The sequence below is a fragment of the Deltaproteobacteria bacterium genome (genome assembly GCA_018668695.1).
Lineage (GTDB): Bacteria > Myxococcota > XYA12-FULL-58-9 > XYA12-FULL-58-9 > JABJBS01 > JABJBS01.
Genome location: JABJBS010000255.1, coordinates 1 through 11,163, shown reverse-complemented (window position 1 = coordinate 11,163; position 11,163 = coordinate 1). Strand labels below are relative to the sequence as shown.

Annotated in this window: 8 protein-coding genes; 5 read left to right on the top strand and 3 right to left on the bottom strand. The window is 50.6% G+C overall.

Going from position 1 to position 11,163, the window contains the following annotated elements:
• The first annotated feature begins 48 nt into the window (after positions 1-48).
• Together HOK28_13550 and HOK28_13545 are read left to right on the top strand one after the other, a co-directional pair.
• Entirely contained in the window at positions 49-471 is a 423-nt protein-coding gene (locus HOK28_13550) for a hypothetical protein (protein MBT6434118.1), read from the top strand.
• Between the two features lie 178 nt (positions 472-649).
• Positions 650-2,485 (top strand): acyl-CoA dehydrogenase, encoded by a 1,836-nt coding sequence (locus HOK28_13545; protein MBT6434117.1) that lies wholly within the window; start codon positions 650-652, stop codon positions 2,483-2,485.
• 47 nt (positions 2,486-2,532) lie between these two features.
• On the opposite strand, the gene HOK28_13540 is transcribed toward HOK28_13545, so the two are convergent.
• Both HOK28_13540 and HOK28_13535 read right to left on the bottom strand, forming a co-directional pair.
• Positions 2,533-3,576: an HlyC/CorC family transporter gene (locus HOK28_13540; protein ID MBT6434116.1), complete on the bottom strand. Its 1,044-nt coding sequence runs from the start codon at positions 3,574-3,576 to the stop codon at positions 2,533-2,535.
• A gap of 280 nt (positions 3,577-3,856) precedes the next feature.
• On the bottom strand, positions 3,857-5,224 hold the full coding sequence (locus HOK28_13535) for an SPOR domain-containing protein (GenBank protein ID MBT6434115.1): 1,368 nt from the start codon (positions 5,222-5,224) through the stop codon (positions 3,857-3,859).
• A gap of 157 nt (positions 5,225-5,381) precedes the next feature.
• Between HOK28_13535 and HOK28_13530 the strand changes: the two genes are divergently transcribed.
• Positions 5,382-5,828 carry a hypothetical protein gene (locus tag HOK28_13530; GenBank protein MBT6434114.1) on the top strand — a complete coding sequence of 149 codons (447 nt, stop codon included), beginning with the start codon at positions 5,382-5,384 and terminating at the stop codon, positions 5,826-5,828.
• Positions 5,829-5,864: 36 nt separating this feature from the next.
• Here HOK28_13530 and HOK28_13525 read toward each other — a convergent pair whose 3' ends face one another.
• Positions 5,865-7,007 carry a DUF3095 domain-containing protein gene (locus HOK28_13525; GenBank protein MBT6434113.1) on the bottom strand — a complete coding sequence of 381 codons (1,143 nt, stop codon included), beginning with the start codon at positions 7,005-7,007 and terminating at the stop codon, positions 5,865-5,867.
• Between the two features lie 253 nt (positions 7,008-7,260).
• Here HOK28_13525 and HOK28_13520 point away from each other — a divergent pair, with 253 nt between their 5' ends.
• Together HOK28_13520 and HOK28_13515 are read left to right on the top strand one after the other, a co-directional pair.
• Entirely contained in the window at positions 7,261-8,922 is a 1,662-nt protein-coding gene (locus HOK28_13520; GenBank protein MBT6434112.1) for a hypothetical protein, read from the top strand.
• A 300-nt stretch (positions 8,923-9,222) separates the two neighbouring features.
• Entirely contained in the window at positions 9,223-10,857 is a 1,635-nt protein-coding gene (locus HOK28_13515; GenBank protein ID MBT6434111.1) for a hypothetical protein, read from the top strand.
• Positions 10,858-11,163: the final 306 nt, after the last annotated feature.

Here is an 11,163-nt window from a genome sequence, read left to right as displayed (position 1 = left end):
TCCATAGCGTCTGATTATGAAAATGATCCTTCCGGGTGCTTGGTCTCTATGGGTCAAATGGAGACCGTCGTTCTTGAAGAGGGCGCGGATCTTCCCGCGAACATGGATGACCTAGCCGCGCTGGATATTGAAGGAAGTGACCCATTTATTGTGATTGTGCCGGACACAGAGAGTGAGGATGGTTTTCAGGTCGGGCATCTGAGTCCGAACCATTTTGGGTCAACACTTGGTCAGCTTCCGGTCATCTTCAAATCCATTTTAGATCTTCCCTGGGACGAGCCGCCCGCTAATGAAGTTTTGGTGGATTTCAATGAAGAAGTTACGCAGAACGTCTGTGGGACTTTTACGGATGGCTTGTTGAGCGATCAGGACCTGCTTACGGTTTTTTATTCTCCTCTGAACTTCGTCAATGGCATTCCCGGAGCGGAGACGCCTGTCTATCGGGCAGTGGCGTTGTTGCAGAATGATTAATTCAGCGATGTGTTCTAATACTGGTCTGTCCAGATTAACCTAAAATCATTGCAGAAAATGGTTGTCAGACCGTCACCAACAAATCTCTCTTGAATCATTTTCCATCCCCCTCGCAACTCTGCTAAAAAACTCCCCGATACCGGGTTCAGTTCCAGGTTTATCGCGCAGGAGAGTTCACATGCCCGAATTTAGAGTCGACCGTCGTGATTTAGAATTTGTTTTATTTGAACAAGTTGATGCTCAACGATGCCTTGAATACGACGCTTATCGCGAGATGAATAAAGAGACATTAGATTTGGTTTTCAATGAAGTCATTAAGGTTGGCCGTGAGGTTCTTGGTCCCATAAACGGACCTGCGGATCGTAAGGGCTTTCAAGTGGTAGACGGCAACGTTCTCGTGAGCGAAGAATTTCATCATGCGTACCGGGTTTTTCGAGAAGGTGGCTGGTTTGCGCCGAGTAGTAATCCAGCTTTCGGTGGAATGGGTCTTCCAATTTCAATCTGTGTTGCCTTAGCGGATGTTTTCACCGGTGCGTGTTCCGCATTCATGAACTTTTCAGGCCTGACTGCCTCGGGCGCTCATCTCATCGAGTGTTTTGGTAGCAAGAAACTGCAAGAACTCATGGTGGAGCGGCTTTACACCGGTGAATGGATGGGAACCATGTGTTTGACCGAGCCGCAGGCAGGCTCGGCGGTGGGTGATATATCCACACGTGCCGAACCCATCGACCAGAGCGACCAATACCGCATTCGGGGCAATAAGATTTTTATTACGGCCGGCGATTCGGATTTGCCTGAGAATATTATTCATTTGGTATTGGCCCGGGTTGAAGGAGATGCAGCCGGGACAAAAGGGATCAGTCTCTTTGCGGTTCCAAAATATCATCTCGGACCCAATGGCGAAATCGGAGAGCGCAACGACGTAACGCTGACCGGCGTGGAACATAAAATGGGGCTCCATGCTTCCCCGACTTGTTCTTTGGCTTTTGGAGAGAAGGGCGACTGCCGTGGATGGCTTATCGGCGAGCAATCCAAAGGCATCGTGTACATGTTTCAGATGATGAACGAGGCTAGACTTTTAACCGGAGCACAGGGCTCGGGCTTGGCCAACGCGGCTTACCAATATGCGCTGCACTACGCGAAAGAACGTGTCCAAGGAGCAAAGCTGACAGACCGCGGCAGCGATGCGACTCCCGTTGCGATTATTGAGCATCCGGATGTGCGGCGAAACCTCATGATGGCAAAATCGATTTCGGAAGGCATTCGCGTTTTGCTTTTACAGACTGCGGTTTATGGCGAGGACGCGCGTAATCATCCTGATGAAGGTGTGCGTGGCCGGTCCCAGGATCTTATGGATTTTCTTACCCCCATCTGCAAAGCCTACGCGTCGGACCAAGGTTTCAAGGTTACGGAGTTAGCGATTCAGGTTCTCGGAGGGTACGGCTATATCTCTGAATATGGGGTTGAGCAGACCATGCGTGATTCCAAAATCACATCGATTTATGAGGGGACGAATGGGATTCAAGCGATGGATCTCCTGGGGCGAAAAATGAGGCTCAAAGGGGGCGCGCTTTTCATGACGTGGCTCCAAGAAGTCACGCAGTCTCTTGAGGGAGTGACTCCTAATCTCAATGCGGAGGTTGCCGCTCTTAATAAAGCGAAAGAAGTTCTGGGCGGTGTTGCGATGCATTTACAAGCAGCTGCCCAGTCTGATTTAGAATCCGCTTTCCTAAACGCGACTCCATTTCTCGAAATGTGTGGCCATGTGGAGGTTGCTCGGCTTCTTATAGGCGGAGCTCATGTCGCCGCCGGACGATTAGAGGACATCCTTAAAAAATCCGAGGTTTCTTCAGAAGACAGATCCGAATTTATCAAGAGTCATGCTGAAGCGAGGTTCTACGACGCCAAGGTCAAAACGGCCAAGTTCTTTGTGAACTCGGTGATTCCTCATGTGCGGGCAACGGCCAACGGAATCCAGAGTGGTGACCGGTCTGCGCTTGATATTGTTTTCTAGAGAAATGAGTTGAGAAACAAGGAAGCTGTTTAGGGGATAACAGCCTCTTAGGCTTTAAGCCCATCAATGGTTTGAGGCTCCACAAGAATTTTCTGCCTAGCAGCTTGTTGCATGTCTACAACTTGGTCGGTCTCATCGACAATCTCGCCGGTTAATACCTCGAGCACATCTTCAAGACTTACCACACCGGCTACACCGCCATAGGCATCTTCCACCACGGCAATGTGCTGCTTGTTTCGCTGAAATGTTGTGAGCAGGTCATCGGCGGCAATTCCCTCAGATACATGTTGCACCGACGTATGGTGGTCGGCAATGGGTTCGCTTCCATCTCCATTAATGAGGGCCGCTAGAAGCTGCGATTTAAGCGCAAAGCCAAGCACATGATCAGGTGTGTCGCCCACAATAATCAAACGGCTATGCTGAGAGTTGATGATAAAGTCTTTGGCATCTTTGAGTGCATCTTGGCCATTGAGGTAAGTCATGGCTATACGCGGCGTCATCAAATCTTGGGCGGTGGTGTCGTTAAGCTTAAACACCTGCTGCAGCATTTTCGCTTCGTCATCTTCAATAACTCCCTCATCGAGACCAATTTGGGCAAGGAGCCGTATTTCACCTTCGTTGGTGGTGAGGTTGGTTTTACCCCGGGTGATGGGTGCGGTAATTTGCTCCAGAAACCAAACCACCGGCGTAAGAATTCGAGTCATGATGAGAATGCTGGGGGCAACTTTAAGAGCCACTTGCTCCGAATACAGTTCACCTAGGGTTTTCGGAATAATCTCAGAGAACACGATGATGAAGAGGGTAAGCACCCCTGAGAAAATGCCAAGCCATTCACTGCCCAGGGCATTGGCAGCCAAAGCGCCCACGGTGATGCTGCCTACGATGTTGGCGATGTTGTTGAGGACCACGATGGTTGCAATGGGCCGATTCATATTTTCTAGAATTTGAACGAGCTGCCGCGCCCCATATCGATTGGTCTCCAAGGCTTTGCGGGCTTTGACCATTGAAACGGAAAAGAGAGCTGCTTCGGTGCCCGAGCAAAATGCGGACGACACGAGGACAACAAGAACTGCAAGTGTCAGTGGGATCATGAGTCTTGGTTGACTCGCTGGTTATGCATTGAATGGGCTATCATCGTTCCAAGTGGGATTTGCTCCGGAGTTAATATGGGCAAGAACCACTCATTGGCTAATATAGTCATCCATCCCGGTACCACAACGGCTGCCTGGTAAAATTCTCCGACTATCCTTAAAAAACTGGCATTCGGATGGGCAGAAGTGCGAAATTTGTAATTAAATTAGGTTTCTTTGGCTTGGGCAAGGAGGCTGCGTTGAGCATATTTGGGATTCTTCTTCGTTCCTGAGCACCGACTCAGCACTCACAATCACAGAACATGCGGCTGATTCCAGTGACCGTCTGACCGGATTGGTCTTGAAGGTCGATGCTGCCGTAGGCCGTGGTGATAAGAAGGTAGCTTTTAGCATCATGTTCAATCACAGCTTGAATGGTATCCCATGTGGTGTCTATCCACTTGGAGCTAAGCTTACCGTTGCGAATCACGGCGCTGAGTCGTTGATGAAAGTCATCGCCGCCGCAGTTGGTCCAGGCCTCTCCTGTAAAGTAACGCACATGCTGCAACGTGTCCGAATCTGAACCCAGTGGGTCCATTTTAAAGTGGCTTTTTAGGTCCTCTCCTTGGTCGTTGGCGTGGTCTTGTCCGGCTTTGCGAAGAGCTACCACCTCGGGTTGGCTGGGAAGGCCACTGATACTGTGTTGGTCTAAAGGCGCTTTAACATCAAAACTTTGTGGATCGGGGATGCTCTGAATAGAGAGAGCAGTACCGGGGAAATAGGCCATGGCGACTGTGCCTTCGCCTCTGAGTTCGCAGTCTAACTGAGCCATCACCTGAGGTTTTCCGCAGCCGGGTTCTGTATGGTTCCCATTTTGCCATGAGAAGTGGGGCTGGCCCCAGGTAAGCGATACAAACCTTTTGATCTTACAGGTGCGAGGCGGTGCTCCTGGACTCGTTGATTGAGTGATGATGCGTTGTCCTACTTTCAGATCGCCGACGCTCAGCGGTATGAGGTTGCTAAGCCACACTTGGCGATTACCATCCACAGCCCTCTGAGGCCCGGCCTTGACCAGTGCGCGCTCTACGATAGCTTCCCCGGCTGCTACCGGGATGAGTGCCCGGTTGTCCCATTGAACCACGGGAAAGAAAGGAAGTGCCCGATCCATAAAGGTGGCTTGACGCTTACAGGCTTGCTCCACACGCGGGTCTATACCCACGAATTTTCCCGCATGCTTAAAGTAGTTGTTGATGCCGGCTTTCTTGAGTTTTTGGGTGAGCAGCTTAGCTTCTTGTTTGGTTGCGAAGCTGCCGCCGACTAAAATGTGCCAGCAGGGCATCAGACCTTTGAAGTACGATGACCAAGTTGCCATAGGCTTAATGCCTTGCTTCGCGAGCTTGGCTGATGTGTTGTCCCAGCCTTTGGGAAGCGCGCCTTGGTCGTCCATGGCACCCAGGATGACCAGCCAATGATTGTCCATTGATTTGCCATCGGATTCTGTGATGCTTGGATGGCTTGCCGTCTTGGTTGCCGGCTCTTTACGGGGCTCTGCTGCTTCCAGGGCCGCAGGTTCTTCATTCTGTGGGGGATGTGCGATTGACTGAGTATCAGCTTGGCATCCAGCCAGAGTGAAGAGTAGTGCAGTAAGTAGGTGGGCTGGGGTATTCATTGATGCTCCTCCTTTGAGCCGGTCGATGTATAGAACGATAGACGGGACTATTCAATTGGAACGATTTGAGCTGTTGCCCTTACAATTGTCATGTACCGGCATTCCGGCCTAAGGTGGCCTTGAGTCTTCGAGGATAGAAATCAGGAGATAGGAAGCCATGAGCCAGTTTGATTTGGCATCGGTGATTTGGATTGCGGGCGGTCTTGCTGGGGTTGCTTGGATGGCGGGAGGATTTCTTTCACCAGTTGCAGGCCAATGGCGTGACCGAGACAGACTGGTAGAGCTTAAGCAATTTGGCCCCTGGGTCTGGGGATCTTGTAAAATAGCGGGCGGAACTCAGCGGTACCTTGGAAAAATTTGGCTAGGTAATCTCCTTTTGGCGCGGCGAGACTACGGACAACAACATCTTCTTCAACTTGGATTTAATAAAATTCAGGCAAAGTCTGTGCAAGGGCAGGTGATGGTGCGGTTGCGCTTGAAGCGAGAAGGGGATGTGCTACGCGGAAACCTCTGGGGAACCCGGTTCAAGTTCAACCCTCAGAGCCAGAGGGCGATTTCAGTGCAGGCAACGGCAGCAGAAGGCCGCGAGTGGATAAGAGTCTAAGGCGACATTTTCAGGGTTTCGTGGGCGAGGAGCCCATTATACTTTAGCTTGTGCTTTGAGCTGCTTGGCGGCCATTGCATAGCCTCCATCGCCGCCGTCAATGAAGTGAATATGTTCACCGGCATTCATGGTCGGCACATAACAGGTCATCAGGGCCTCGTGAGAGCAATGAATGCCATAGTGAATAGTGCCTTTGGCGAATTGCTCTTCGCATAGCTTCTCGATGGCGTTTATCTGAAACTGAGAGCAGTCGAGTACCATGCGAAGCATCTCATCAAATTTTTTGTAATCACTGTGCGATGGGTTTTCATCCATGTAGCGTCTCATGCTGGGAATAAGCTTGAAGAGGTTGGTTGCGAATATCATCCAGGCCATCACGATGGTGGCCATTCGCCCCAGTAAGGAGAGGAAGCTGCGCTGGAATCTCTTCTCTGCCGTGAGCATCTTACTGAGTGACCGATACCTCATTTTTTCGGGGTTTACTGGATTGGCGGTTTCAAGGTTTCCGCCCATAATCGCTTCAAGTTTCTTCGTGAACTGCAAGTAGGTCGCCACTTTGTCTTTGTGAAGAGCCTGCACCAGTAGCGTGATTATTTTCCCGTTTTGAGACTTCAGTGGCTGCCATCTGCACGAGAGCTTGCTGAGGTCTGTTGCGTTGTTACCATGGCATGCAACACCATATTTTTCTTCACTCTCTTTGACTTTTGCTTCGGCTCTGGTGAGTGCACCCCCGCGAAAGACGGCCATGGGGTACCGGCTTTGCAGTTCGTATTTGCCAACAAGTACGGGCAAGCCCTCGTCTTCAAGCTCTGCTACAGAGACCATGCCAACACGAAGCCCCAGGCCGAAATTAGACTCAGCCAAAGTGCGCAAAGCGCAGAGTTCGTTCTCGGCTTCTTGTTTTTTATAGTCGGGGATAATGGCTGTTGCCCCATCACCACCAAAGGCAAAAGGGAAGGCTTCTTGGGCCATCACATTTTGCAGTGAAGCAATGGTGGCGGCGCCGATGGTATTTACATCTTGGTAGCGTCCGTTTTCTATGGCTTTTGTAGAACCTTTAACATCGGTGATGATGACCCACCAATTCCTGGGAGCCGCGTGATAATTAGAGGCGTCAAAGCTCTTACTGAACTCGGTGAAGCATGGCATCTGGGTATAGAATGTTTCGGTGATGCTCATAGGTATAAACTACTAAGATGCGTCGGGCGCCGCAAGCAGGGCAGCGTTTGAGGTATTTCATGGGTTCTGACCATTTTGAGACCAAGTCGCAGGGCACCCCGATATTGTTCGGGAAACCATACATTTGTACAAAGATGATTAAATTAGTCATGTTTAGTGCAGTTCTACCCTTGTAAGTTGTTAAATGCTCTGGCAGCGAGTGGTCTGCTAGGAAGATACCAGTGCGCATCTGGTATCGGCACATGGGGATATTATGATTCATCTATTAAGCAGTGGTCTGCGCTTGGGACTAGGTCACTTTAGTTGCCGCACGCATCACAAAAATAGGGTCAAGTTAGGGCTCTTACTCTTTGCTCTCTCGGTCGTCGGCTGTGGACGGCCAACAGGGCAGCTTGGTAACTGCTACGCAGATGCGGACTGCGGCGATGGCCAGATCTGCAGCCAAGCGATTTGCACCACACCTGCGGGCAGTGGATGCCTAGACAGCAGTGAATGCCCCTTGAGTCATGAGTGCCTGGAGGGAAGATGTGAGCCAACTTCAGGACCATCTTCAGATCCTGTTCCCACAGGTTGTACCAGCGCCGCAGACTGTCCAAGCCCAGAGTACTGCGATTTGAGCCAGGGCGAGTGTGTGGAGTGTTTACTCGATGAGCATTGCCCACTTGGAGATACTTGTTTGCAGGGTGGGATTTGTTCGTCGAGCGAGCAGCCAGAGGTAGAACCTGAAGGTTCAGAGCCAGGTGATCCAACGGAGGTTGGAGACGAAAGTGACCCTGCTGATTCAGAGCAATCGGACCCAAGTGATTCTGGTGCGTCCGAGGACTGTACGGCAACGGCCGATGATGAAACGGGGGCGCTCTGTGACGATGGCCTGGATAACGATTGTGACGGAGAGCCAGATAGATTTGATGCCTCCTGTCCTATGTCTGATTGCGGGGAGCCGTCGAATTACTTGAGCACGGATGTTTGTAACTCGGCGATGCCTGAGGCCCATGGAGCCCGCATTTGTGAGACTTACCCTCATTCCGATCAGCCCGTCGGAAGCCGCGAGCTTTGTATGGATGTGTGCAGAACCACTTCAGATTGTGGAGCAGGGCAGGCCTGTTATATTTCCCGGCGCTCTATCAATGTACATTTTTGCGCGCCAACTTTGGGACAAGCACTTCTCGAGCCTGGGCAAGCTTGCGCCTCTGATTCTCAATGTGCATCTGCAACGTGCTTTGAAGGGGCTTGCCGCGAGGTTTGTGTACGAGATGCCGATTGCTTTGGGGACACTGTGTGCCGGGCAACGATTTTGACGCCTCAGCATCTGGGTCAGGAAGCCGCGTCTGGCCTTTGCATGCCTCGAAACCCTACTTTGCAGGCGCCGGGTGAATCGTGCTCTGCTGCTTCTCAATGTCAAAATGGAGCTTGTGGTCAGCCCTATGCCAACGGTAACTACTACTGTTCAAAAATTTGTGGTTCTGATTATGACTGCGGAGTGGGTCAGCGCTGCGCGGGTGCAATTTACAGCGCGGATACGATTTTAGGTCACGGACTAAGAACCTGTAGCTATCAGCCTGAGACCGCGATTTCTCAGGCAGGTGACTACTGTTCTCAGGCGGCGGATTGTACAACACAAATTTGTGACGGCACTTACTATCATCCAGATGGTCAATTTCTCTTGGCCCCTTATTGCAACCGATATTGCGATACGAATTCTGATTGTCCGTTGCTTTTTCCCGGCTCCGGAGCAGAATCTTACAATTTGCAAATGAAGTGCATCGTCACTTCAAGTGGCGTGATTCAGCCTTTGGTGGGAGGGCATTGTGCTCCTTGGTGGTGCAATACAGCTGCCGATTGTGAACCGGGGCGAAGCTGCTTGATATTCAATCCCACAGGTTTTGACTCGATGCCTCCAGGTATTTGTCAGTAAGAACAAGGGCGCCGGGGCAGGTTCGTCGCGTTTCTATTTACTTGGCACACCAGTTTGTTTTCAGAGTAGAGGCTTATCAACCCCACGATTAACCATTGTCAAACGACGTCAATCAAGCGATGCCCTAAAAACCAGCTGGTCGATGATTTCGCAAATAATTGCTTTGATTGAGTGATTAACACTGGGATGCATGTCTATGTGCTTATTAGAATCATCCTCAGCAGGATTAGTTAGGCGCAAAAACGAGCCTTAAAGTGCAAGAGTTGTTTTCAGGATTTCCTACACGATGGAGATAAGATATTGAGTATCGACGACTTCGAACCCATTGAGCTGCCAAAGCGGGATTTAAAGGGGCTCTATATCGGCCTACTGGTTTTGGTGGTCAGTGTACTTCTTTACAGCCAGCGTGAGAATTTCCCCATGATATTGGAAGGCCGCTATGTGCCTTTTGTAGGCGAGGTCTATTCGTTTCCCGGTGAGGTTAATCCGGCCACTCAAGAGACTTCTGAGCAAACGTTAGAGGTGTTCAATAAGCCTTGGGTAGAGATGTTTCTGGTGGAGCAAAAGGCGCGCAACTCTGATGCTACGTTTGACCGAGCGTATGCCGACGGCTTTGTTGGCCGCTTCTCTTTTGACCCAACGCTGCAAGAACTGATGCGTGGTCTCACGGAGCTTATGCCATTTGAGATTGAATCCTTTGAATTGATTCGCCATCAATTTGAGTTGGTGAACCGTTATTTACAAGCGGCGAATCTGCCGGTGCGCATTGATGCCGGACTTTCTTGGGCTGAAAAGCAGGGCCGTCGTAAGCTTCGTTATCTGCCCGGCATTCAGCAAGAGCTTGGTAAGCTTGGTGTGGATACCACCGGCGGGACCGCTAACTTATTGGTTATGGACCGGCTCGATAATTTGAGCACCGGATCGAGTGCGCATGGTGTGGCTTATATGGAGCGGATGGAAGGGTGGCTTATTTTAGAAAGCATGCGTCGTACGACACCGCAAACTTTGGAGGGTCTCAAACTCAATCCACCTATCTACTGGATACCCAATGAGGGTTCAGCGTCGGCAGAGCTTATGCAGACCCTTGGGGCTTGGATGGCCGAGGGTTACTTGGATGCGGAAAATCAAGTAGCCGAGGGTAAGTTCCTGCTGGACTTAACTTATGGCGTAGCGATTCACGAAGCGCGTCATTTGGCCGACGCAGTTGATGAACCTGTTCTTACGGAAGAGGGCAAACTGGTATTTGGAGGCTTTACACCGCGTACCCTCAAATCATTGCTTGGGGAGGTGCGTGCGTATTTGTCTCAGGTGATTGAGTGTCCGGAGTGTACGGCAAACACGGTAGCTTCCATGGCAGCGCATTTGCCAAAGCGTGCAGCGGGCTCCAGGGAGCTTTATGGAGCAGTTGCACATTATGTGCTTACGGCTATGGCAGACCCGAAGGTACTTCAAGGTCGGCCATCTGCGGCTCAGCTTTTAGAGGTGCTGCGGACCAGCCAGGCCAAGGAACTCTTTCAAGGTGCCAGTGATAGAGCGCACTCAGCTTATGTTTCTTATTTTGGCGCTTATCGCGGTGCCAGCGTATCTAAAGATGAAGAAGCCTTGAAAGTGGTCAGAGACCTACTTGTTCAAGTCAACCGGCAGCCGAGCTGTAAGTTTCAGTCCTATGTGGTTTTCTTGGCAGATCAGCTAAGGCAGAAAAAAGACTACAAAAATATGCAGGGCTACTTTGAAAAAATCTGGAGCTGGCAGTCGTGGCGCTGCCGCGACGATGTTTCTCGTAATAAGATTCGGGAGCGCTACACTCAGGCTTTGGCGATTGAAGGTCAGGCCGCGCAGGTGGTTGGATTACTTGATGGAGAAAAGAAGTTAGGCAAGCTGGAGCAAAAGGCTCTCAACTGGGCCAGATTGACCCTTCTCTATAAAGCAAAGTAAGAAATTCTCGAAAAGTAAGAAGCCTAGCCTGGCAAAGCGGTAACCGTAAATCTTAACTCAGATATTTCCAGGGCCAGGTGTTTCGCTTAGGGAATTACGGCGCTGTATAGCTAATTTCTCAACACAAAGGCTTTAAAATGAAGATTGTGTGGAGTTGACGCGATTCTCAGCCTGTTTTGGAAATTAAGCTTCCTTTTGTGATGACCTTTGGCTTGTACAATTCATTTGGCCGTGTTTGGTAGCTCTCCTAACCATTCCCCAACTTCTACCGCCCTAAAGCTCGAAGTTTGGTTAAACCAGGAGCCC